The 23,017-nt window shown below is 74.5% G+C and carries 23 protein-coding genes; 11 read left to right on the top strand and 12 right to left on the bottom strand.

Features of this window, described 5'->3' with window-relative positions:
* The first annotated feature begins 175 nt into the window (after positions 1–175).
* Positions 176–2,377, top strand: a complete 2,202-nt coding sequence (locus tag AB0L45_RS00840) for a molybdopterin oxidoreductase family protein (RefSeq protein WP_365834689.1) — start codon at positions 176–178, stop codon at positions 2,375–2,377.
* Here the strand turns inward: AB0L45_RS00840 and AB0L45_RS00845 are convergent.
* From AB0L45_RS00845 to AB0L45_RS00860, 4 genes are all read right to left on the bottom strand, one after another.
* Positions 2,335–2,793, bottom strand: coding sequence for a nuclear transport factor 2 family protein (locus tag AB0L45_RS00845; protein ID WP_365834691.1), 459 nt, complete (start codon positions 2,791–2,793; stop codon positions 2,335–2,337). The two genes, AB0L45_RS00840 and AB0L45_RS00845, sit on opposite strands and share 43 nt — an antisense overlap.
* Before the next feature lie 126 nt (positions 2,794–2,919).
* Positions 2,920–3,375, bottom strand: coding sequence for a MarR family winged helix-turn-helix transcriptional regulator (locus tag AB0L45_RS00850; protein ID WP_365834693.1), 456 nt, complete (start codon positions 3,373–3,375; stop codon positions 2,920–2,922).
* Positions 3,376–3,472: 97 nt separating this feature from the next.
* Positions 3,473–4,486, bottom strand: a complete 1,014-nt coding sequence (locus AB0L45_RS00855; RefSeq protein WP_365834695.1) for an adenosine deaminase — start codon at positions 4,484–4,486, stop codon at positions 3,473–3,475.
* A 76-nt stretch (positions 4,487–4,562) separates the two neighbouring features.
* Positions 4,563–5,042 (bottom strand): gamma-glutamylcyclotransferase family protein, encoded by a 480-nt coding sequence (locus AB0L45_RS00860; protein ID WP_365834697.1) that lies wholly within the window; start codon positions 5,040–5,042, stop codon positions 4,563–4,565.
* Positions 5,043–5,164: 122 nt separating this feature from the next.
* Between AB0L45_RS00860 and AB0L45_RS00865 the strand changes: the two genes are divergently transcribed.
* Positions 5,165–5,878, top strand: a complete 714-nt coding sequence (locus AB0L45_RS00865) for an ElyC/SanA/YdcF family protein (protein WP_365834699.1) — start codon at positions 5,165–5,167, stop codon at positions 5,876–5,878.
* Between the two features lie 52 nt (positions 5,879–5,930).
* Here the strand turns inward: AB0L45_RS00865 and AB0L45_RS00870 are convergent, their stop codons facing one another.
* Entirely contained in the window at positions 5,931–6,875 is a 945-nt protein-coding gene (locus AB0L45_RS00870) for a hypothetical protein (RefSeq protein ID WP_365834701.1), read from the bottom strand.
* A 31-nt stretch (positions 6,876–6,906) separates the two neighbouring features.
* The gene (gene cutA, locus AB0L45_RS00875) at positions 6,907–7,203 is read right to left on the bottom strand and encodes a divalent-cation tolerance protein CutA (RefSeq protein WP_365835589.1); all 297 of its coding nucleotides are present in this window, start codon (positions 7,201–7,203) and stop codon (positions 6,907–6,909) included.
* A gap of 334 nt (positions 7,204–7,537) precedes the next feature.
* Here cutA and AB0L45_RS00880 point away from each other — a divergent pair, with 334 nt between their 5' ends.
* Entirely contained in the window at positions 7,538–7,870 is a 333-nt protein-coding gene (locus tag AB0L45_RS00880) for a cupin (RefSeq protein ID WP_365834703.1), read from the top strand.
* Between the two features lie 30 nt (positions 7,871–7,900).
* Here the strand turns inward: AB0L45_RS00880 and AB0L45_RS00885 are convergent, their stop codons facing one another.
* The 3 genes from AB0L45_RS00885 to fes form a co-directional block, all read right to left on the bottom strand.
* The gene (locus AB0L45_RS00885) at positions 7,901–8,686 is read right to left on the bottom strand and encodes a TSUP family transporter (protein WP_365834705.1); all 786 of its coding nucleotides are present in this window, start codon (positions 8,684–8,686) and stop codon (positions 7,901–7,903) included.
* A gap of 187 nt (positions 8,687–8,873) precedes the next feature.
* Positions 8,874–9,107 (bottom strand): hypothetical protein, encoded by a 234-nt coding sequence (locus tag AB0L45_RS00890; RefSeq protein ID WP_365834707.1) that lies wholly within the window; start codon positions 9,105–9,107, stop codon positions 8,874–8,876.
* The gene (gene fes / locus AB0L45_RS00895) at positions 9,104–10,657 is read right to left on the bottom strand and encodes an enterochelin esterase (protein WP_365835591.1); all 1,554 of its coding nucleotides are present in this window, start codon (positions 10,655–10,657) and stop codon (positions 9,104–9,106) included. The genes AB0L45_RS00890 and fes overlap by 4 nt, the downstream gene beginning before the upstream one ends.
* Before the next feature lie 286 nt (positions 10,658–10,943).
* Here fes and AB0L45_RS00900 point away from each other — a divergent pair, with 286 nt between their 5' ends.
* Positions 10,944–12,974, top strand: a complete 2,031-nt coding sequence (locus AB0L45_RS00900; RefSeq protein WP_365834709.1) for a glycoside hydrolase — start codon at positions 10,944–10,946, stop codon at positions 12,972–12,974.
* Between the two features lie 113 nt (positions 12,975–13,087).
* On the opposite strand, the gene AB0L45_RS00905 is transcribed toward AB0L45_RS00900, so the two are convergent.
* The gene (locus AB0L45_RS00905; RefSeq protein ID WP_365834711.1) at positions 13,088–13,381 is read right to left on the bottom strand and encodes a general stress protein; all 294 of its coding nucleotides are present in this window, start codon (positions 13,379–13,381) and stop codon (positions 13,088–13,090) included.
* 117 nt (positions 13,382–13,498) lie between these two features.
* Positions 13,499–14,440, bottom strand: coding sequence for a beta-ketoacyl-ACP synthase III (locus AB0L45_RS00910; RefSeq protein ID WP_365834713.1), 942 nt, complete (start codon positions 14,438–14,440; stop codon positions 13,499–13,501).
* A 150-nt stretch (positions 14,441–14,590) separates the two neighbouring features.
* Here AB0L45_RS00910 and AB0L45_RS00915 point away from each other — a divergent pair, with 150 nt between their 5' ends.
* From AB0L45_RS00915 to AB0L45_RS00945, 7 genes are all read left to right on the top strand, one after another.
* Entirely contained in the window at positions 14,591–15,214 is a 624-nt protein-coding gene (locus AB0L45_RS00915) for a TetR/AcrR family transcriptional regulator (RefSeq protein ID WP_365834715.1), read from the top strand.
* Positions 15,215–15,227: 13 nt separating this feature from the next.
* Positions 15,228–16,046, top strand: a complete 819-nt coding sequence (locus AB0L45_RS00920; RefSeq protein ID WP_365834717.1) for a hypothetical protein — start codon at positions 15,228–15,230, stop codon at positions 16,044–16,046.
* Between the two features lie 117 nt (positions 16,047–16,163).
* Positions 16,164–17,468 (top strand): FAD-dependent oxidoreductase, encoded by a 1,305-nt coding sequence (locus tag AB0L45_RS00925; protein WP_365834719.1) that lies wholly within the window; start codon positions 16,164–16,166, stop codon positions 17,466–17,468.
* Between the two features lie 2 nt (positions 17,469–17,470).
* Positions 17,471–20,107, top strand: a complete 2,637-nt coding sequence (nirB, locus tag AB0L45_RS00930; RefSeq protein WP_365834722.1) for a nitrite reductase large subunit NirB — start codon at positions 17,471–17,473, stop codon at positions 20,105–20,107.
* Entirely contained in the window at positions 20,104–20,466 is a 363-nt protein-coding gene (gene nirD / locus AB0L45_RS00935) for a nitrite reductase small subunit NirD (RefSeq protein WP_365834724.1), read from the top strand. The genes nirB and nirD overlap by 4 nt, the downstream gene beginning before the upstream one ends.
* Positions 20,467–20,584: 118 nt before the next feature.
* Positions 20,585–21,523: an oxidoreductase gene (locus AB0L45_RS00940; RefSeq protein ID WP_365834726.1), complete on the top strand. Its 939-nt coding sequence runs from the start codon at positions 20,585–20,587 to the stop codon at positions 21,521–21,523.
* A gap of 86 nt (positions 21,524–21,609) precedes the next feature.
* Entirely contained in the window at positions 21,610–22,203 is a 594-nt protein-coding gene (locus AB0L45_RS00945; RefSeq protein ID WP_365834728.1) for an RDD family protein, read from the top strand.
* A gap of 14 nt (positions 22,204–22,217) precedes the next feature.
* Here the strand turns inward: AB0L45_RS00945 and AB0L45_RS00950 are convergent, their stop codons facing one another.
* Positions 22,218–22,727, bottom strand: coding sequence for a hypothetical protein (locus tag AB0L45_RS00950; RefSeq protein WP_365834730.1), 510 nt, complete (start codon positions 22,725–22,727; stop codon positions 22,218–22,220).
* Positions 22,728–23,017: the final 290 nt, after the last annotated feature.

Below are 23,017 nucleotides of genomic sequence, written 5' to 3' on the forward strand. Positions count from 1 at the left end.
CTGATTACCGGTGGCTGTCGGGGGGCCGGGGGCGGGCGTGAGGGGCGAGGCGGCCGGCGCCCCCCATGCCCGCCGGGCGCCCTCACCTCGCCCGGCCGCGCGCCGTGAGGCACGCTTCCCCGGCCCGTAACGCCGCCCCGGACCGGCGGAAACACGGACGCCGCAGGCTGGCCGCATGAACGCCGCCACCCCCCGCACCACCGCCGCCCCGGCGGCCCCGCTCCAGGCCCCGGACGCACAGGTGGACACCCACTGCCCCTACTGCGCCCTCCAGTGCGGCATGGGCCTCCGCCGCCTCCCGGCGGGCGCCGACGGCGCCCCCGTCGAGGTCGTGGAACGCCCCGCCTTCCCCGTCAACCGGGGCGCCCTGTGCGGCAAGGGCCGCACCGCCGCCGAGGTGCTCGCGCCCGGCGTCCGGCTGACCGAGCCCCTGGTACGCGACCGGGCGACCGGCCGGCTCGTCCCGGCGGACTGGGACACGGCCCTCGACCGGATCGCCGCGGGCCTGTCCCGTACCGGCACGCGGTACGGCAAGGACGCGGTGGGGGTCTTCGGCGGGGGCGGTCTGACCAACGAGAAGGCGTACGCGCTGGGCAAATTCGCGCGGGTGGTGCTCGGTACCTCGCAGATCGACTACAACGGCCGGTTCTGCATGTCCTCCGCCGCCGCCGCGCACCAGCGGGCCTTCGGCCTGGACCGCGGCCTGCCCTTCCCGCTGGCCGACATCGCCCGTACCGGCTGTGTCGTCCTGGTCGGCTCCAACCTGGCCGAGACCATGCCGCCCGCGCTGCGCTACCTGACGGAGCTGAAGGAGAACGGCGGCCGGCTGATCGTCGTCGACCCGCGCCGTACCCGTACGGCCGAGCACGCGGACCTGCACCTGGCGCCGCGCCCCGGCACCGACCTGGCCCTCGCGCTCGGTCTGCTGCACCTGGTGGTGGCGGAGGGCCGTACGGACGAGGAGTTCATCGCGGCGCGCACCAGCGGCTGGCCGGCGGCCCGGGCCGCCGCGATGGCGCACTGGCCGGAACTGGTGGAACGGATCACCGGCGTACCCGCTCCCCAACTCCGCGCCGCGGTGCGCCTGTTCTGCGACGCGGACAGCTCCATGGTGCTCACGGCCCGCGGCCCCGAACAGCAGTCCAAGGGCACGGACACGGTCGGCGCGTGGATCAACCTGTGCCTGGCGACCGGCCGCGCCGGGCGGAAGTACTCCGGTTACGGGTGCCTGACCGGCCAGGGCAACGGGCAGGGCGGCCGCGAACACGGCCAGAAGGCCGACCAGTTGCCGGGCTACCGCAAACTGACCGACCCCGCAGCGCGGGCACACGTCGCGGGGGTGTGGGGGGTGCCGCCCGAGTCCCTCCCCGGCCCCGGGCGCAGCGCGTACGAACTCCTCGACGCCCTGGGCCGCGACGTCCGCGCCCTGCTCCTGATGGGCTCCAACCCCGTCGTCTCCGCCCCCCGCGCCGCCCACGTGGAGCAGCGCATCCGGGCGCTGGACTTCCTCGCGGTCGCCGACGTCGTGCTCTCGGAGACCGCGGCCCTCGCGGACGTGGTGCTGCCGGTGGCCCAGTGGGCCGAGGAGACCGGGACGACGACGAACCTGGAAGGCCGGGTCCTGCTGCGGCGCCGCGCGCTGACCCCGCCCCCCGGCGTCCGCACCGACCTCCACGTCCTGCATGCCCTCGCCGCCCGCCTCGGCTGGGAAAAGGGCTTCCCCGCCGACCCGGAAGAGGTCTTCGACGAACTGCGGCGCGCCTCGGCCGGCGGCCCAGCGGACTACGCCGGGATCACCTACCGGCGGATCGCCACCGAGGACGGCGTCTTCTGGCCCTGCTCCGGCGAGGACCACCCCGGCACCCCACGCCTCTTCCTGGACCGCTTCGCGACCCCCGACGGCCGGGCCCGCTTCGTCCCCGTCACCCACCGCCCGGCGGCCGAGGAACCCGACGGCCGCTACCCGGTGGTCCTGACGACCGGCCGCGTACTGGCCCAGTACCAGTCGGGCGCCCAGACCCGCCGCGTCCCGGACCTGAACACCGCGGCCCCCGGCCCGTACGTGGAGATCCACCCACGGCTCGCCCGCCGGCACGGCATCGAGGACGGCCACCAGGTCGCCGTCGTCTCCCGCCGCGGCCGCGCAGTGGCCCCCGCCCGCTACAGCGAAGCGATCCGCCCCGACACCGTCTTCATGCCCTTCCACTGGCCCGGCCCCGGCCGCGCCAACACCCTGACCAACCCGGCCCTGGACCCGGTCTCGGGCATGCCGGAGTTCAAGGTGTGCGCGGTGCGGCTGGAGGCGGTCACGGGGGCGGAGGGAGACAAGGAGGGCTACGCCCCGCACGCCTCCGCCACCGACAAGCTGTTCTCGTAGAGGTGGTGGCGGGTGATGCGGCCGTTCTCCACGGTGAGGTGGAGGGCGAAGGGGCCCTGGAAGGACTTGCCCGTTGCTCGTACGGTGCCTGCCACGTGTCCCATCAGGACGGCGTCGGTGCCGTCCACGAGGAAGGTGTCGACGGAGGCGCGCGACTTCTCGGGCACGGTGTGGGCCGCCAGTTCCTCGGCCTGGGCCGCGCATTCGGCGGCCGTGCGCCGGGGGCGTATCCACGGGACGGCCGGGTTCTCGGCGAGCAGCCAGTCGACCTCGTCGGCGAAGAGTTCCGTGAGCCGCTCGGTGTCGCCGGCCAGCCGGGCGGTGAGGAACTTCTGCACGACGGCCCGGGTGGCTTCGGCGGCGGGGCGCGCGGGGGTGGCCGGCGTCGTCGTGTGCGGGGTGACCTCGGCGGTCATCGGGTACTCCTCGCTGCTGCGGGCGGATTTCCGGGGCTTCGGGTTCGGCTTCCCCGGTGTGCCCGATCCTGCCGTGGGCGGGGCGGGTGGGCGATTACCCGCGGGGTCATGAGTACGGGGGCCGCCTCAGTGGTGCCACATCGGCGCGCCGACGTTGTGGATCATGCGCTGGAGCACCTTCAGCGTGCGGACGTACTCCTCGTCGCTGATGCCGTCGTGGATCCGGGCCCGCATCTCCTTCTGGAGGGCGGCGCAGCGGGTGTGCAGGGCCGTGCCGTCGGCGGTGATGTGCAGTCGGCCGCCGTCCTGGGTGAGCAGGCCGCGGCCGAGGAGGCCGTCGACGGCCGTGGCCATTCCCTCGGCGCCGGTGTCCAGGTAGCCCTTGAGCATGTCGGTGACCTCGGCCCGGTCGCGGCCGCCGGCGTGGCCCACGAGCTGGTTCAGCACCCACCACTCGGGCTGGCTGAGGCCGTGGCGGGCCAGGCCGGCGCGGATGTGGGTGACGGCCGCCGTGTGGGCGGCCCAGGCCCAGTAACCGATGGGCTGTCCCGCGAGGTCGGCGTCGCTGTGCGAGTACTGCATGGTCGTGTCCTCACCTGTGGGTGGTGGGCGTGGCGCCCCGGTGAGGAAGAACCTAGAAGCTCAAGCCGACTTGAGGTCAACAGCGGCCGGGCCCCGTTCAGCCCCGCCCGTGCGCCTCGACCTCCTTGAGGTACGCCTCGCGGGTCGCCTCGTCCAGGAAGGAGGCGCGGAAGGAGTTGCGGGCGAGGGTGCGCAGCGTCTCCTCGTCCAGGTGCAGGGCGTCGCGTACGGCGGTGAAGTTGTCGTCGGCGTAGCCGCCGAAGTAGGCCGGGTCGTCGGAGTTGACGGTGACCAGCAGGCCGGCGTCCAGCATCGCGGGCAGCGGGTGGTCGGCCAGCTCGTCGATCACGCGCAGCCGGACGTTGGACAGCGGGCAGACGGTCAGCGGCACCTGGTCGGCGACCAGGCGGGCGACCAGCTCCGGGTCCTCCAGGCAGCGCACGCCGTGGTCGACGCGGTCCACGCCGAGCACGTCCAGCGCCTCCCAGACGTACGCGGGCGGGCCCTCCTCGCCCGCGTGCGCCACGCACTTGAGCCCGGCCTCCCGCGCCAGCGCGTAGACCTCCTTGAACTTCGACGGCGGGTGCCCGACCTCCGCCGAGTCCAGGCCGACGGCGGTGATCCGGCCCAGGTACGGGCGGGCCGCCTCGAAGGTGGCCAGCGCGGACTCGGCGCTCTCGTCGCGCAGGAAGCACATGATCAGGCGGGTGGTGATGCCGTACCGCTCCTCGGCGGTGTCCAGGGCCCGCGTCAGGCCCTCGACGACCGTGCCGAGGGGGACACCGCGCGAGGTGTGCGCCTGCGGGTCGAAGAAGATCTCCGCGTGCCGGACGCCCTGCGCCTGGGCGCGCGCCAGGTAGGCGTGGGCGAGATCGGCGAAGTCGTCCTCGGTGCGCAGCACGGCCATCAGCGCGTAGTACAGGTTCAGGAACGACTGGAGGTCGCTGAAGGAGTACGCGCGGCGCAGTTCGTCCTCGGTGGCGTACGGCAGGGTGACGCCGTTGCGCTCGGCGAGGGCGAAGGCCAGCTCGGGTTCCAGCGTGCCCTCGATGTGGAGGTGCAGTTCCGCCTTCGGGAACGGGTTCGCTGAGGCCGGTGGGGTGGGGGGCACGCTGGGATCACACCTGTCTGCTGCTGGGACTGCCGGGGCTGCCGGGTCCTGTGCGGTACGGGGGAAGTCGTCCAGGTTAGCGGGGCGGGGCCCCCGGACGGGCGGGCGGGGCGTCCGTCCGGTGCGTCCGTGGCCGGCGCAGCCAGTCGCCGCCGAGTATCGGCGTGCCGCTCGCCCGCAGCTGCGCGGCAAGCGCTTCGGCCGCCACGTACACCCACGCCCGGACGCTCCGGCCGTCCGCGCACTCGGTCTGCCGCGCCACCCGCTCGTAGAGGTTGCCGGGGGCGCCGGGTACGTGGCCCTCCAGCCGGTCCAGGGTGGCCCGCACGGCGTCGTAGGCGCCCTCCAGCGGCTGTACGAGAGCGCCGTGCACGACCGCTTCGGCGGGGCCGGTCACGGCATACGGGTAGCCTGGCCCTTCGTACAGCGACAAGCCTCTGACCAGCGCGGATTCCTCGCTCGCGGTGCGGCCGCGCAGGCACCGGGCGTGGTTGGCCCGGCCGGGGCGCAGCGTTCCGTAGACGAAGAACGGCAGGCGCTCCGGCTCGATGCTCATCCGGGCGGGCTCCTTCGGGTGGGGTGCGGGACGGGCGGCGCCCGGCCCCCTCGTTCCCGCAACCATGCCAGGCCACGGCGCGTCGCTGCTTGCGACGGTGACGAGAGCAACGGGGGCACCTGATGACACAGCAGACGCAGCGGTCACAGCGGAAACGGTGGATACGGCAGGTACGGAACCGGGTGCGGCTGCCCAGGACGCGGCGCGGGCAGCGGCGTGCCTTCCAGGTCGCCGTGCTGGCCTGCGTCCTGGCGCTGCTGCCGGCGACGTGGCTGAACGCCGCCGCGAGCTCCCGGGTCCGTACGGTCGAGGACGTGCCCGCCGCGCCGGTCGCCGTGGTCTTCGGCGCGGGGCTGTGGGACGGCGAGCCGTCGCCCTACCTGGCGCACCGGCTGGACGCCGCCGCCCGCCTGTACGAGCGGGGCACCGTCCGCGTGGTCCTCGTCACCGGCGACAACAGCCGCACGGACTACGACGAGCCGGACGCCATGCGCCGGTACCTGGTCGCGCACGGCGTCCCGGCGGACCGGATCGTCAGCGACTACGCGGGCTTCGACACCTGGGACTCGTGCACCCGCGCCCGCCGGGTCTTCGGCGTGGACCGGGCCGTCCTGGTCAGCCAGGCTTTCCACATCCGGCGCGCGCTGGCGCTGTGCGGGGTGGCCGGCCTGGACGCGTACGGGGTCGGCGTCGAGGACCGGCACGACGTCACCTGGTACTACGGCGGCACCCGCGAGGTGTTCGCGGCGGCGAAGGCGGCGGCCGAGGCCGCCGTACGGCCCGATCCGCACTTCCTCGGGCCCGAGGAGGACGGGGTGGCGGTGGCCCTGCGGTGACCGCCGCCCCGCCCGCCGCCCCGCCCGCCGCCCCATCCGCCGCGGCGCGTGCTCAGCCGGCCACGGCGCGGGCGTAGAGCCGGAAGACGTCCGCGCCGTAGAACGGGCTGTACGAGGTCCGGTGGCTGTCCGGTCCGGACGGGCCGCCGCCGTTCAGGCCGCCGATGTTACCGACCACGTACCCGGTCCTCGTCCGCTCGTCGAAGCGGCTCAGCCACGGGCTGCCCGAGGTGCCGCCGTAGAACCCGCCGCACTCCATGCGCAGCTGCCGCTGCCCGGTGAGCCGGGTGGTGCGTACCGCGCACCGTATGGCCTGGTCGGCGGGGTCGTTGCGGACGCTCGGATAGCCGATGACGGTGACGTCCGTGGTGTATCCGGGCGTGCGGGCCAGGAGGTTGCCGCCGGTCACCGACTCCAGGTCGCGGCCCTCGTCGTCCGGCTTGACCGTCGCGAACGCGAAGTCGAGGTCGGATCCTGGGCCGGTGTCGGTGCGCCGGGGGTCGGTGTAGCCGCGGTCGACCGCCCAGATCCCGTACGGCTGGGTGGCGGCGCCGGAACGATACTGCGGGACGAAAGCCGCGCGGGAGTCCGGATCGCAGTGCCCGGCGGTGAGGATCAGGTTGCGGTGCGGACTACGCACCACACTGGCGGTGCAGTGGTGCGCCCGCGCGTCCTTGTCGACGGAGAACAGCACGCCGACGGAGGGCACCCCGTCGAAGTGCCGGGCGGACGGAGCGGCGCCCGCCGTGCTCCGCGCGCCCGGCGCACCGGCGCTCTTGCCGGTGCCCGGCCCCGCGGGGACGGCCGCCGCCATCCGCCCGGCCGTCCAGTACTGGGCCGCGGCCCCGCTCGTCCAGCCGCCCGCGCCGTCATCGTCGTCGGCGGTCGCCCCGCTCGCGGGCGCCACCAGGACGCACAGCGCGAGAGCGGCCCCGGCCGCGGCCGTCCGGACCAGGCCCGGCCGGCCGCCCCGGCGCCTGCTGCCGTGCCGCCCCACGTGCCGCCGCCTCCCGTGTCGCCGCCCCACGTCAGCTCGTCTCTTCCGTGACCCACGCGAGGTAGCCCGCCCCGCCCCGCGTGACCGGGGTCGCGATGATCTCCGGCGTGTCGTAGTCGTGCGCGTCCAGGAGGTACGCCTCCAGCGCCTCGTAGCGCGCGGCCGCCGTCTTGAACAGCACCTGCCACTCCTGCGCCGTCTCGATCGCCTGCTCCCACCGGTACACGGACGTGACGGGCGCACTGATCTGCGCGCACGCCGCCACCCGTGCCTCGACCGCGCCGCGCGCCAGCGCCTCCGCCTTCTCGGCACTGTCGGTCGTCGTCATGACGGTCAGAAAGCCGGCCGGTCCGCCGCCGTTCGCCGCGGCTTCCTCGGGCCGGCCCCGCTCCGCCGGTTCGCCTCGCACCTGGACGCCTCCTTCGGACACTGGTCGATGATCAGGTCCCCGCATCGTACGGATCCCGTGATCGTCCCGCTGCCGGACACCGGTCACGCGGCGCCCTCCGGCCGTTCGGCGGGCGTCCGGCCATTCGGCAGCCGCCGGCCACCCGTCGGACGGACCACGCCGGGTGACGTGCGATGGGCCGGGCCGATACGGGTACCAGTACCGGCACCGGTGCCGGTCCCGGCGCCGTGGACCCCGAACGAAAGGCCGCGTCATGGACGACCTCAGCTCGCTCGCCCGCCGCCAGCTCGACGACGCCAGGGCCTCCGCGCACGGGCGCAGCGCCCACCTCTTCCTCCAGGACGGCCCGCTGCGGCAGACCGTGATCGCGCTCATCGAGGGCGCCGCCCTGGACGAGCACGTCACCCCGCCCGCCGCCAGCCTCCAGGTGCTGCACGGCCGGGTACGGCTGACCGGGACCGGCGACGACCGGGACCTGATCGCCGGGCAGGTGATGCCGGTCCCCCACGAGCGGCACGGGCTGCAGGCCCTCCAGGACTCCGCCGTACTGCTGACCGCCGTCACCGCGACGAAGTCCATGAACTGACCCGGGGAGGCGGGGCGACCGGACCGGCCGTCAGGCCAGCCACTGGTCGAAGGCCAGCTTGCACAGCAGCGACACGACCACCACGACCAGCACCCCGCGGACGAACCCGGCGCCCCGCTTCAGGGCCATCCGCGCGCCGACCGTACCGCCGGCGAAGTTGAACACCGCGAGCAGCGCTCCCAGTTGCCACAGGACCGTGCCCTGGTAGGCGAACATCGCCAGGGCGCCGACGTTGGTGCACACGTTGACGACCTTGGCGGTGGCCGAGGACGTCACCAGGTCCATGTGGAGGATCGCGGCCAGCGCGACGACGAGGAAGGCGCCGGTGCCGGGGCCGATCAGGCCGTCGTAGAAGCCGATGCCCAGGCCCGCCACCAGGACCGCGGCCAGGACGCGCCGCCGGGTGACGGGCCCCGAGGGCGGCGGGGCGGTGCCGAACGCCGGGCGGAGCAGGACGAACGCCAGGACGCCCACCAGGACGGCCATGATGAGCGGGCGCAGCACCGCGCTGTCGATGCCCGCCGCGAAGAACGCGCCGCCCAGCGAGCCGCCGAGCGCGGCCAGGCCGATGCGCAGGGCGGTGCGCAGATCGATCGGGGCCTTGCGTACGTACGTCCAGGCCGCGGCGGCGGTGCCGACGACGGCCGTGGACTTGTTGGTGCCCAGGACGTACGCGGCGGGGGTGTGCGGGAGGCCGACGAGCAGCGCCGGCAGGAGCAGCAGTCCGCCGCCGCCCACGACGGCGTCGATCCAGCCTGCCGCCAGGGCGGCCAGGCACAGCAAGAGGGTCGTCGTCAGGGATATGTCTGCGGGCACCGGCCGATCTTATGGAGCCGAGTGGGGCGGGAGAGGCTCGGGTGGCGGGAGTCACAGAAGGGACGTCCGCCGGCCGGGGGCCGGGCGGGCGAGGGGCGGATGGCGGGCGGCCCGTGACCGCTGCCCGCCACCCGTCCGTCTCAGGGGCGCCCCGCCCCGGCACTGGTGGGGCGGGGCGCCGCGTCCGTCATCCGGCGAGGGCCTTGGTACGCCGGTGCGGACGGTCAGGGGCGGACCGCTGGGGGCGGTCCGGGAACATCCGTGGCGGACGGTCCAGGGAGCACCGTTGCGGACGGTCCGGGCGGTGTTCCGTGGCGGCCGGCGCCGACTTGGCCGTACGGAAGCGGGGCGCGCGCAGGACGGCGTGGTACGCGCGGGACTTGAGGACGTAGTACGCGAGGCGCGGCGTGAAGGACCTCATGCGGACCCCGGTGTTCCGGCGTCGGGCCGCGGCGCCCCCGGTGCGGCGTCCGGCCGGCCCAGGAGGTCCGCCAGGCCCTCCGCCAGGCCGCCCGCCCAGCACGCGTGGTCATGACCGCCGTTGTACTCCCTGTACGTGACGGGACGGCCGAGGACACGCAGGGTGTCGCGCAGTTCCCGGGACCGTTTGCGCGCGTCCCCCTCGTACCGGCTCACCCGCAAGTGCGTCCGCAGCGCGCGGCACCCGTCCTCGGCGAACCGTTCCGCCAGCCAGGACGGCCGTCCCGCGGCATCGGCGCCCGCCACGGGCCCGGAACCCTCCGGCCGCCACCACAGCGACGGCGACTGGGCCAGCACCTTGCCGAACCGGCGCGGCGCCGCGAACCCGGCGTACAGCGCGGTGAGTCCGCCCAGGCCCTCGCCCGCGACGACCGTGCGCGACGGGTCGAACGTCACCGGCAGCCGCGCCGCCGCCCACGGCAGCAGTTCGGCGGCCAGGAAGTTCGTGTACGCCTGCCGGCCGCCGAACTCGCGGGCGCGGGTGGCGTGGTCCACGGCGTCCGGGGCGAGTACGGCCAGCGGCGGCAGCACACCGTCCGCGATCAGCCGGTCGAAGAGGTCCGGCACGCCGAGCCGTCCGAACCACAGGTCGCCGTCCAGGAGCACCAGCGTGTCGGCCCCGCCGTCCGGGAGCGGTCCCGGCGGCAGGTACGTCCAGACGTCGCGGTGGGCGGCGAGCGCGGCACTGGTCAGCCGGTGCCGTTCCACCACGCCCCGGCCGCCCTGGGCTCCCCGACCGCCCCCGCCCGGCCCGGCCACGGACGCCCACGGCCGCCACGGCTGCGGCGGCGCGTCGGGCAGCTCGAACACCGAGCTGCCCGCACCGCCCCAACGGGGCGGCAGGAAGCGCGGATTGAGCGGGTCGGGTCCGGCGGCGGCGAGCAGCGGGAGGAGCCGGGCCTGGAAGTCGTCCGCGGGGCCGGAATCGGGGGCGGACGGAAGGGGCGTGCGCCGCCGGCCGCTCTCCGCGCCCTCGTCGGGCGCGATGACGTACGACCCACGGTGGTCGGAGGGCAGCCGGTAGGTGAGGTGCCAGACGTCGGTGCCGTGGATCCGGCGCATCAGGCTGCCCGCGAGGTGCGAGCGGTCCACCAGGCGGTTGACCAGGAGGAGGACCCGGCGGGTCCGCTCCGTGCCGCGCCACAGGAAGGTGACGGCCCGGTGCCCGGGATCCCAGGGGATCGGCTCGACGAGCGGCGTCCCCTGCGCCTCCGCCTCGGCCCAGAACTCCCGTACGGCGGCGTCGCGTCCGCCCGCGACGGAGGCGGCCAGCGCGACGATCCGCGGGCTGTCCACGGTCTCGGCCGGTGCCGGGCGCGACGGACCGGCGGGTACGGCTTCCGCCGCCCCCGTTCCCGCCGGTCCGCCGGAGGGTGCGCCCGGCACCGTCCCCCCTGCCGCCCCCGTCGCCGTACCCGTCGCGGCGCCCGGCAGGGTGCTCCCGGCCGCGCCCGTCGACGTGCCCACCGATGCCTTGACCGACGCTCCCATCGACAACCCGCTTTCCCGCCCGGCGCGGCGGCGCGGGCACAGACGACTTCGGCCGGGCCGTACGCGGCGCGCGACGACCTCGACTTAGGTAAGGCTAACCTAATTCAGCTGGGCTGCCGGGACAACACCCCAGGGCGATGCGACGCGCGGCGGGCGACGGGCGACCGGCGACCGGCGACCGGCGACCGGCGACCGGCGACGGAGCAGACCGGCGGGACGGGCCCAGGGAACCGCCCCCACCTGGGCTCTTAAAGAGTTCTTATCCCCGCTCACTATCCACGTGTCCATGGATTCCAAGATCGCCTCAACCGGCGGCCGCCCCGGCCCCGGTCCCAGCGGCCGCCCCCGCTCCCGCCCCCGCACGCACGTCCTCGCCGCCTCCCTCGTCCTGACGGCCACGGTCACCGTCGGCGCCTCCGGATGCAGTGGCCAGGCCGTGGCCGGGACCGTCGAGGGGCGGCACGTCGCGATTCCCGTCAGGGGCGGTACGGCCACCGTCGACACCGGCACCCTCGCCGTGAACGCCCGTACGGCGGACGGCCGGAACCTGGTCCTGTCCGCCCCGTCCGGCACCGGCCTCGGCAAGCCCGGACCGGTCGAGCGCACCGACGGCGGCGCCCGCTGGAGCTATCCCGGCAAGGGCCTGACGGTGACCGCGCGCGCCGATCACGGGCGGCTGCGGGTCAGCATGAAGGCCGACCGCGACGGCTCGCTCACCTGGCCGGTGACCGGCACCGACCGGGCCGCCTCGGCCGTCCAGCTGCCGCGCGGCGAGGGCCTGGACATCCCCGTACGCGACGCGTTCTGGAACTCCGCGAAGGCCGGCCTCACCGGCGACGCCATCGACGTGGGCGGCCAGCTCGAACTGCCGCTGTGGGGCTACTCCCTGGGCAAGGGGCACGGCGTCAGCTACCTCACCCCCACCGACCTCGGCACCTCGCTGACGTTCCGCTCCGACGGCGGGCGGCTGCACACCGCCACCACCCACGCCTTCGACGGCGGGGAGGGCACCCGCGACTACACCGTCACCTTCGCCCTCACCGACGGCAACCCCGTCGCGCCCGGCACCGACTACCGCGCCTGGCTCGCCGAGCACGGGCAGCTCGGCAGCCTGCGCGAGAAGATCAGGAGGAATCCGGCGAACGGCCGGCTGCTCGGCGCCTTCCACGCGTACGTGTGGGGCGACGCGCGCAAGGCAGCGGGCGTCGAGGCGCTGCGGAAGCTGGGCGTGGACCGGATGTGGCTCGGTTACGACGCCGGGCCCGACCCGATGGACGCCGCCGCCGTCCGGGCCGCCAAGAAGGCGGGCTATCTGGTGGGCCCTTACGACACGTTCGCCAACGGCCAGGACCCGAAGACCGCCGACTCCCCCACCTCCGCGTGGCCCGGCACCGTCTACCCGGACTTCTGCGTCCGGGACGCGCAGGGCAAGCCGGCGACCGGCTTCGGCAACCGCGGCTGCTACCTCAGCTCGCGCGCCTTCGAACAGGCCGAGCCGAAGCACCACTACCTCGCCGACCGCACCCGCGCCATGACCGCCAACGGCGCCGACAGTTACTTCCTGGACGTCGACGCGACCGGCGAGGACTTCCGCGACCACAGCGCCGCCCACCCGATGACCAAGGCCGGTGACCGCGACAACCGGCTGGCCCGGATGCGCCGCCTGGCCGAGGACAAGAAGCTCGTACTGGGCTCGGAGAGCGCCCAGTCGTGGGCCAACAAGGTGCTGGCCTTCGACCACGGCGCGGCCACGCCGGTCGCCGACGGCCTGTGGAAGCTCCAGCGCGACAAGAAGAACTGGGGCGGCTACTTCCCGCAGAACGCCCCCAAGGCCTTCTTCAAGCCGGTGGAGCTGCCGGCCGATGTGGCCAAGGCGATGTACGACCCGGCCTACCGGGTGCCGCTGTACGAGGCCGCGCTGCACAGCTCGCTCGTCAACGCCGAACGCTGGGAGCTGTCGTACGGCAAGCTGCCGAAGCAGAAGACCGCCCGCGCGCTGCTGGCGATGCTCTACAACATCCCGCTGAACTACGTGCTCGACGGCCCGGCCATCGAGAAGTCCGGGCCGGAGCTGGCCGCGCTGCAGAAGTACTTCTCGCCGCTGCACAAGGCGGCGGGCACCGAGAAGCTGACGTCGTTCCGCCGGCTGACCGGCGACCACCTCGTGCAGCGCACGGAGTTCGGAAACGGCAAGCTGACCGTCACCGCCAACTTCGGCAGCACGCCGTACGCCGGTCTGCCCGGCGGCTGCGTGGACGCGAAGCTCAGCGGCGACGGGCAGCCGCGCCGTCTGTGCCCGGCGAAGGCCGCGGGCTGACGGGCGGCAGCGGCTGACGGCGGTCACGCGCCGGCGCAGCAGTGGGGCGGACGTCCGGTGGACGTCCGCCCCTGCGCTCTCCGCCGTCCGCTCTTCGCGGGCGCCCGGCCGCGCTATTCGCCGTGACGGCTGCGGCCGCCCTTCTGCCCGGCCTCGGCGGCCCGCTCGCGGTCGTTGGCGAAGTTGCCACCGCTTTCGTGGCCGCCCTTCTGCCCGGCCTCCGCCGCGCGCTGCGGGTCGTTGGCGAAGTTGCCGCCGCTTTCGTGGCCGCCCTTCTGCCCGGCCTCCGCCGCGCGCTGCGGGTCGTTGGCGAAGTTGCCGCCGCTCTCGTGGCCGCCCTTCTGCCCGGCGCGTGCCGCCTTCTCGCGGTCGTTGGCGAAGTTGCCGTTGTTGGTGGACTCAGCCATCACTACTCACCCTTACTTGTTGTGGGGGCTGTTTCCTTCCAGTCACGCGGGTTGCCTCGCGCCCCGGGACTAAACACCCACACCAGAAAGAAAATCGGCGAACCGGCCACCCCCGCCCTACGGGCACTCCACCACCTGCCCCGCATACGACAGCCCCCCGCCGAAGCTCAGCAGCAGCACCGGCCCGCCGGACGGCAGATCACGGCGCTCGACCAGCTTGGACAGGGCGAGCGGCACGGACGCGGCGGAGGTGTTGCCGGAGTCGACCACGTCCCGGGCGATCACCACGTCCTCAGGCAGGCCGAGCTGCCGCACCACGGCCTCGATGATGCGCAGATTGGCCTGGTGCGTGACGACACCGGCGAGGTCCGCGAGGGCGACACCGGCCCGTGCGCACGCCTCCTCGGCCAGCGGGGCCAGCTCGGTGGTGACCCAGCGGAACACCGTCTGCCCCTCCTGCGCGAAGTACGGGTGCCAGTCGCCCATCAGCCGCACCGCCTGGGAGCGGGTCGGGTCCGAACCCCAGACGACGGGCCCGATCCGCTCGGACTCCGCGGCGCTGACCACGGCGGCGCCCGCGCCGTCACCGAGCAGCACGCACGTACTGCGGTCGGTCCAGTCCGTCACGTCCGACATCTTCTCGGCGCCGATGACCAGGGCGTGCCGGGCGGCGCCCGCGCGCACCGAGTGGTCGGCGGAGGCGAGCGCGGTGCAGAAGCCGGCGCAGCCGTTGTTCAGGTCGTACGCGACGGCCGCGGGGATGCCGAGCGCGGCGGCGACCTGGGCGGCGGTGGACGGGCAGCGGTCGACGGCCGTGCAGGTCGCCACGGTGACCAGGCCGATGTCGCCGGGCTCCAGCCCGGAGGCGGCCAGCGCCTTGGCGGCGGCGGCCGTGGCCAGGTCGGCGACGGACTCCTGGCCGGCGATCCGGCGGGTGACGATGCCGGTGCGCCGCCGGATCCACTCGTCGCTGGTGTCGACCATGCCCGCCAGCTCGTCGTTGGTCAGGACGCGGGACGGCTGGTGGTGGCCCAGCGCGGCGATACGGGTTCCGGGCACGGCTGCTCTCCTCGGCTCGCGGACGGCACGGCGCGGCGCGGCCGGGGCGCCTGGTGCGGCGGTGCCGGCCGCACCGGACGGAAATATAGCAACCGACCGTTCGGAAGCTAATGACGGGAGCGCCGGGACCGCGCTGGCTACGATGGCGGCATGAGCCCACGCAAGTCCGTCGCCGAGTCCCGCAGGACCCGCGAGCGGATCATCGACCGCAGCATCGCGATCGCCTCGGTCGAAGGGCTGGACGGGCTGACCATCGGCCGCCTCGCCACCGACCTGGGCATGAGCAAGGCCGGCGTCCTCGGCCACTTCGGTACGAAGGAGGCGCTCCAGCTCGCCTCCCTGGACGGCGCGTCCGCGATCTTCTCCAGAGCGGTGTGGGAACCGGCCGCCGGAACGGCCCCCGGTCTCCCCCGGCTCCGGGCCGTCTGCGAGTACTGGATCACCTACCTGGAACGGGAACGCGGTGCTTTCCCCGGCGGCTGCTTCTTCACCACGGCGGCGGTCGAGTTCGACGCGCGGGTGGGCCCCGTCCGGGACGCGGTGGTACGCCGTTCCCAGCTCTGGCGCCGCCGCCTGGCCAACGAGATCCGGTACGCCGTCGAGGCGGGCGAACTGCCCCCGGGCACCGACCCGGACCAGCTCGTCTTCGAGTTGATCGGCCTCTACACCGGCCTCAACCAGGCCATCCAGCTCTTCGCCGACCCGATGGCCCAGGACCGCACCCGCCGCGCGCTCAGCCGCCTGCTGGCTCCCGCGCCGGAGCAGGCCCGGTGACCGGAGGAGCCCGGTGACGGAGCGGCCCGACGACCAGGGAGGCGCGGTGCCGGGCGCCCGCCGGGCCTCCGTCGCGGACCTGCTCAGGACCGAGATCGAGGTCATCTGGCCCACGGACGCCCGGGGCCGCTTCCGGGGCCCGCACCACATGGTGATCGCCGTGTCCGCCGATGGCCGGCACCAGCTCCCGGCCGTCGCCGATCACCTGCCGGACCCGCTCGCCGCCGGCCTGCTGGCGGCCGTCACGCCACGGTCCGCCCCGGTGGCCCCGGAGTTACCGCCCCCGGCCCTCCCCCGTGTCCAGCACCTGCTGGAGGCGGCCCTCGGCCCCGTACACGTCAGCTCGGGCCCCAGTTACCTGGTCCTCCCCGACCGCATCCGGTACGCACCGACCGCCCCCGTCGTACGGTCCGACACCACGGACTCCGCCGCCGTCGCGGCCCTGCGCGGCGCCAACCCCGGCAACTGGGACACCGACGCATGGCGCGACCTGCTCGACGGGAAACTCGGCTGGTGGGCCATGGCCCTCGACCCCGCCGCCCCGGCACCGGACACCGGACGCCCCGCCCACGTCGTCTCGATCTGCCACACCCCCTGCTGGACCGATCACGGCGCGGAAGCCGGCACCTGGACCCGCCCCGGTCACCGCGGCCGGGGCCATGCCGCCACGGTCACCGCCGCCTGGTCCCGCCTCGTCGCCCCCACCGGCCGCCACCTCTTCTACAGCACCTCCAGCACCAACCAATCGTCCCGCAACGTCGCCGCCCGCCTGAACCTCCCGCCCCTGGGCCACCTGTGGAAACTCTCGCCCCCGGCCGGCATCGCCCTCTGACCCCCGTCCCGCCCCCCGTCCCCTCACACCCCGCCCTCCCGCACGCTGAGGGCAGCGTTCCCCGCGGGAAACAGTGCAGATGCGGACGGGTAACAGCCGGACCGCACGCTGGCGGACATGACCTCGCAACAGCGTGTGGTGGTGATCGGTGGCGGCATGGCCGCCGCCCGGCTCGCGCAGCGCCTTCGCCCGGCAGCCGCCGGTGACACCGACGGCGGCGGCCCGGCGCTGACCGTCGTCGGTGAGGAGCCGCACGCGCCGTACAACCGTGTCCTGCTCGCCGAGGTGCTGGCCGGCCGGTACGCGCACGAGGTCATCGCCCTGCCGGCCCCGCACGACGGGGTGCGGTGGCTGAGCGGGGTGCGGGCGGTCCGGATCGACCGGGCGAGCCGTACGGTGCTGTGCGACGACGGGCAGGCCGTGCCGTACGACCGGCTCGTCCTGGCGACCGGCTCCAACCCGGTGCTGCCGCCCCTGCGGGGGCTCTTCCCGCCCGGCCACGACGGACTGCCCGACGGCGTCCACCCCTTCCGCACCCTGGACGACTGCGCGGCGCTGGACGCTGCCGCCGCCCGGCCGGGTGTGCGCGCCGTGGTGATCGGCGGCGGGCTGCTGGGCGTCTCCGCGGCCCGGGCGCTGGCCGAGCGCGGCGTGTCGGTGCTGCTCGCGCAGCAGGGCGAGCACCTGATGGAACGGCAGCTGGACGCCGGCGCCGCTGACCTGCTGCGGGCGCACGTCGAGGGGCTGGGGGTGGAGGTCCATACGGGGTGCCGGGTGCGCGGGCTGCGCGTCGAGGACGGTTCCGTACGGGCCGTGGAACTCGCGGACGGTTACGTGTCCGACGCCGGCCTGGTCGTGCTGGCCTGCGGCGTACGGCCGCGCGTCGGGCTCGCGCGGGCGGCCGGACTGCCGGTGGACCGCGGCGTGCTCGTCGACGACCAGCTGCGGACGGCCGACCCGCGGATCCACGCGATCGGTGACTGCGCGCAGCACGACGGCGTGGTGTACGGCCTGGCCGGGCCCGCCCTCGAACAGGCCGACCTGCTGGCGCGCGTCCTCTCCGAGGAGGCCGCCCGCTACCGCGGCACCCGTGCCCTCACCCGCCTCACCCTCACCGGCCCCGGCCCCCGTTCCGGCTCCGTCCCGGCCCCCGTCCCTCTCGACCTCGCCGCCTTCGGCTCCCCGTCCCCCCGCCCCGGCGACGACGTGATCCACCTGTCCGACGCCACCCGCAGCGCCTACCGCAAGGTCATCGTCCGCGGCGACCGCCTCGTCGGCGGCATCCTCCTCGGCGACCTGGGCGCCGTCGGCACCCTCGCGCGTACCTGGGAGGCCGACGACCCGCTCCCGCCGGCGGCCCCGCTCCTGCACCTGCTCACCACCGAGACCGCCACCCCTTCCCACCCCGACGGAGGCTCCTGACCATGGCCGCAACCGCCGTTCCCACCCTCGTGCTCATCGGCCACGGCATGGTCGGCCAGCGCTTCCTCGAAGCCCTCGCCGACCGCGGCGTGCCCGCGCGGACCCGGGTGGTCGTGCTGTGCGAGGAGCCGCGCCCCGCCTACGACCGGGTCCAGCTCACCTCGTACTTCTCCGGCCGCACACCGGAGGACCTGTCCCTGGCCGACCCGGACTTCATGGCCCGGCACGGCATCGAACTGCACCTCGGCGACCCGGCCACCGCCATCGACCGCGCGACGCGCACCGTCACCGCCCGTTCCGGCCTGACGGTCACCTACGACACGCTCGTGCTGGCCACCGGCTCGTACCCCTTCGTGCCGCCGGTGCCCGGCGCGGACAGCACCGGCTGCTTCGTGTACCGGACCGTCGAGGACCTGCTCGCCATCGAGGAGTACGCCAAGAACTGCCGCACCGGCACGGTCGTCGGCGGCGGCCTGCTCGGCCTGGAGGCGGCCGGTGCCCTCAAGGGGCTCGGGCTGCGCACCCACATCGTGGAGTTCCAGCCGCGGCTGATGGCGGTCCAGGTGGACGAGGGCGGCGGCAGCGCGCTGCGCCGTACGGTCGAGGAGATGGGCATCGACGTCCACACGGGCGTCGGCGGCAAGGAGATCGTCGCGGGCGGGGACGGGGCCGTACGGGCCATGGAGCTGTCCGACGGCTCACGCGTCGAGACCGACCTGGTGATCTTCTCGGCGGGGGTGCGCCCGCGCGACCAGCTCGCCCGCGACTGCGGGCTGGCGGTCGGTGAGCGCGGCGGCATCGGCGTCGACGGGCGGTGCCGTACCAGCGACCCGGCCGTGTACGCGATCGGCGAGTGCGCGCTGGCCGCCGACGGCAAGGTCTACGGCCTGGTGGCGCCCGGTTACGAGATGGCCGAGACGGCGGCGGCCACGATCGCCGGGGACCAGGAGGCCGCCGCCTTCACCGGCGCGGACACCTCCACCAAGCTCAAGCTCCTCGGCGTGGACGTGGCCTCCTTCGGGGACGCGCACGGCACCACCCCCGGCTGCCTCGACGTCGTGTACGCCGACTCCCGTTCCGGTGTCTACAAGAAGCTGGTCGTCGGCGCGGACGGCGCGCTGCTGGGCGGTGTGCTGGTCGGCGACGCCGAGTCGTACGGCCTGCTGCGCCCGCTCACCGGCTCCGTGCCGCCCGTCGCCCCGGAACAGCTCGTGCTGCCCGCGGGCACCGGCGCGCCGGCCGCGCTCGGTCCGGCCGCCCTCCCCGACGACGCGGTGATCTGCAACTGCCACAACGTCACCAAGGGCACCATCCGTTCCGCCGTCTCCGAACACTCCTGCACCACCGTGCCCGAGGTGAAGAAGTGCACCAAGGCGGGCACCGGCTGCGGCAGCTGCGTCAAGGCGCTGACCACCCTGGTCAACGACGAGCTGGCGGCCGGCGGCGTGGTCGTCGACAAGGGCCTGTGCGGCTGCTTCCCGCACACCCGCGCCGAGCTGTACGAGATCGTCCGCACCCGCCGTCTCACCTCGTACGCCGAGCTGCTGGACGGCCACGGCCGGGAGGAGGCGCGCGGCGGCGACGGCTGCGAGACCTGCAAGCCGACGGTCGCCTCGATCATCGCCAGCCTCGCCCCGTCGGTCGGCGCCGACGGGTACGTCCTGGACGGCGAGCAGTCCGCCCTCCAGGACACCAACGACCACTTCCTCGCCAACCTCCAGCGCAACGGCTCCTACTCGGTCGTACCGCGCATCCCCGGCGGCGAGATCACCCCCGAAAAACTCATCGTCATCGGCGAGGTGGCCCGCGACTTCGGCCTCTACACGAAGATCACCGGCGGCCAGCGCATCGACCTGTTCGGCGCCCGCGTCGACCAGCTCCCGCGCATCTGGGCCCGCCTGGTCGACGCCGGCTTCGAGTCGGGCCACGCGTACGGCAAGGCCCTGCGCACCGTGAAGTCCTGCGTCGGCCAGACCTGGTGCCGCTACGGCGTCCAGGACTCCGTCCGGATGGCCATCGACCTGGAACTGCGCTACCGGGGCCTGCGCTCCCCGCACAAGCTCAAGTCGGCCGTCTCCGGGTGCGCGCGCGAGTGCGCCGAGGCGCGCGGCAAGGACTTCGGCGTCATCGCCACCTCCAACGGCTGGAACCTCTACGTCGGCGGCAACGGCGGCGCCACCCCGCGCCACGCCGACCTGCTGGCCCAGGACCTCTCCGACACCGAACTGATCCGCCTCATCGACCGCTTCCTGATGTTCTACATCCGCACCGCCGACCGCCTGGAGCGCACCTCCGCCTGGCTGGAGCGCATCGAGGGCGGCCTCGACCACGTACGCGACGTGGTCGTGCACGACTCCCTCGGCCTCTGCGACGAGCTGGAGTCCCTGATGGCCGCGCACGTCTCGGCCTACCGCGACGAGTGGGCCGACACCCTCGCCGACCCGGAGCGCCTGGCCCGCTTCGTCTCCTTCGTCAACGCGCCGGACGCCCCCGACCCGGCCGTCCGCTTCGTCCCGGAGCGCGACCAGATCAAGCCGGACCTGGTGCTGCTGGCCGGTCCGACCCTCCCCGTCCGTGCCCAGGCCGGCTCCCCGGCCGCCTCCGGCACCCGCACCCTGGAAGGAACCGCCGCCCGATGACTCCCGTGACACTCGCCGTCGAACTCCCCGCCGACCGGCACGAGGACCGTGCCTGGTTCCCGGTCTGCGACCCGGCCGCCCTCGTCCCCGGCCGGGGCGTCGCCGCCCTCCTCCCGGACGGCGGGCAGGTGGCGCTGTTCGTGGACCGCACGGGACGCCCGTACGCCATCGGCAACCGCGACCCGTTCACCGGCGCGTACGTCCTGTCCCGCGGCCTGACCGGCTCGGCGGACGGCCGCCCGTTCGTCGCGTCCCCCCTCCTCAAACAGCGCTTCGACCTGGAGACGGGCGCCTGCCTGGACGATCCGGCGGTGTCGGTGCCCGTCTACCGGGTGCGGGAGGTCGGCGGACGGCGGTGAGCCCGGCGGCTCCCGCTGTCGGCGCGGGAGCCGCTGCCGTCGATCTCGCGTCGGACGTCTCACCGGGTCCGGGCGTACGCTGGTGCCCCCGACGCCCCGGAGAAGGAGCGCAGCAGGCGTGACCCGTTGGACCACGAGCCACATCCCCGACCAGACGGGCCGCTCGGCAGTCGTCACCGGCGCCAACAGCGGCATCGGCTACATCACCGCCCGCGAGCTCGCCCGCCGCGGCGCCAGGGTCGTCCTGGCCTGCCGCGACGAGGCGCGCGGGCACACGGCGCTCGCCCGGCTGCGCTCCGAAGTCCCGGCCGCCGAGGCCGAGTTCCGCCGGCTCGACCTGGCCGACCTGGCGTCCGTACGCGCCTTCGCGGCGGACCTCGACAGCTTCGACGGCGACCGCCTCGACCTGCTGATCAACAATGCCGGGGTGATGGCGCTGCCGCACCGCCGTACCGCCGACGGCTTCGAGATGCAGTTCGGGACCAACCACCTCGGCCACTTCGCGCTGACCGGCCTCCTCCTGCCCAAGCTGCTGGCCACCCCCGGAGCGCGCGTCGTGACCGTCTCCAGCGGTTTCCACGCGCTGGGCAACGTCGACCTGGACGACCTCAACAGCGAGCGCGGTTACCGCCGCTGGATCGCGTACGGCCGCTCCAAGAGCGCCAACCTGCTCTTCGTCCACGAGCTGTCGCGCCGCCTCGCACGGGCCGGTTCGCAGGTACTGGCCGTCGCCGCGCACCCCGGGTACGCCGACACCAACCTGCAGACCGCCGGCGTCCGCATGGAGGGCCGTACGGGCGCCGAACGCCTGGTGGCGCTGGCCAACCGCGTCGTCGGCCAGCCCGCCGAGTCCGGCGCCCTGCCGACCCTGTGCGCCGCCACCGCCCCGCACATGAAGCCGGACGCCTTCCTGGGCCCCCGCAACGGCCTGCGCGGCGCGACCGCGCCGTCCCCCCGCGCCCCGTGGACACGCAACGACGTGACGTCGGCGCGGCTGTGGGAGGCGTCGGAGAAGCTCACGGGGGTGCGGTACGACTTCGGCGGGGCGAAGGGCTGAGTCCCTGAGTCCCTGGGGGCGGGGCTGGAGGGCTGAGGCGGAGGGGCCGGGGTGCGTACCGGCCGGCCATGGCAAGATCCGCTCTCATGTATGACGAGCGTTACGCCGGGCCGCCTGCCGCCGCCCCTGCCCCCGGTCCGGCCCAAGGGCCCGCCCATCCGTACCAGCAGCCGTACCAGCAGGCCTCTCAGCAGGCGTACCAGCAACCGCCGGGCCCGGCCCACCCGTACCAGCAGCACCCCCACTCCCCCACCCACCGCCTCCCCGACATCCCCGAGCCCGCCGGTGATCTCCGCCGGCTCACCGCGATCGCGGTCGACAGTGTGCTGCTCACCGGGATGCTCGGTTTCCTGTCGCTGGGGTTGCGGGTCGCCGACGGCCGTCCGTTCGGGGCGTTCTGGGCGGCGGCCATCGGGTGCGCGGTCGGTGTGTCGTTCCTCAACCATGTGGTGCTGACGCGGATTCTCGGCGCGAGCGTGGGGAAGTTCCTGGTGAGGACGCGGGTGATCCTGGAGAAGACCGGCACCAGGCCACGCGTCCCCCGGCTGGTCAAGCGCTGGCTGGCCGGTTACGGCTTCCTCGTACTCTGGCTGATCATGGCGCTCTTCGACGGCGAGGACGACCCCGAGGACCTGTGCGGTGTGCGCATGGTGCGCCGCCGCGACCTGCTGCCGTCGTAACGCCCGGCGGCCGGTCACTCCAGACCGGAAGCCTCGAAGATCTTCCGGGCGCCGTCCCGGTCGACGTGCTCGCCCAGCACCCGCAGCACCTCACCGCCCGACCGCAGCAGACCGCGCTCCCGGGACAGCCGGGCGCCGCTGTCGAGCAGGTGCCACAGGGCCGGGTCGGCGGTGAGGACCTTGGGGTCCAGTTCGACGCGGCCGCCCACCGCGTCGCGCAGCACCAGCCGGGGCGCCATACCGTCGCTGCGGTGTACGAGCACCAGCAGGTCGGTACGGACCCGGCGTTCGCGCAGCAGCCCGCGTACGGCGAGCCACCCCGCCCCGGCCGTCACCCGTGCCGGGAAGAGCGCCGCGAAGAGCACCACCGCGAGGGCCGTCCAGCAGGCGGCGCGCAGCGGGTCGAGGGTGTGGGCGGCGAGGTCGACGGCGAGCATGAGGCACAGGACGCCGGCCGTGCAGCAGGCCGCCGTGCGCAGTTCAGCCGCCCACCGCCGGTCGCGGTACGCCGCCGGGCCGTGCACCGGGGGTGGAAGGGCGTACCTCTTCCGCGTATGCCGTCCATCGCGCGCCACACCGCCTCTCGGTTCCATGGCCGTGACGCTAGGGCCGCGGCGCGCACGCCGCCGGGACCTTGACGCGACGCTGACGGCGCGTCGTGGCTACTTGACGCACCGCTGACAACGCGGCCCCGCCGTACGCCGTACGCGCACCGGTACGCCACTCGGTGCCCCCGCCACCTGGTGCCCCGGCCACCCGTCCGCGTCGGCACGCCCCCACCGGGCATCAAAGAAGCGCGAAGAAAGCCGGATCA

This window comes from Streptomyces sp. NPDC052496 (assembly GCF_040679095.1).
Taxonomy (GTDB): domain Bacteria; phylum Actinomycetota; class Actinomycetes; order Streptomycetales; family Streptomycetaceae; genus Streptomyces.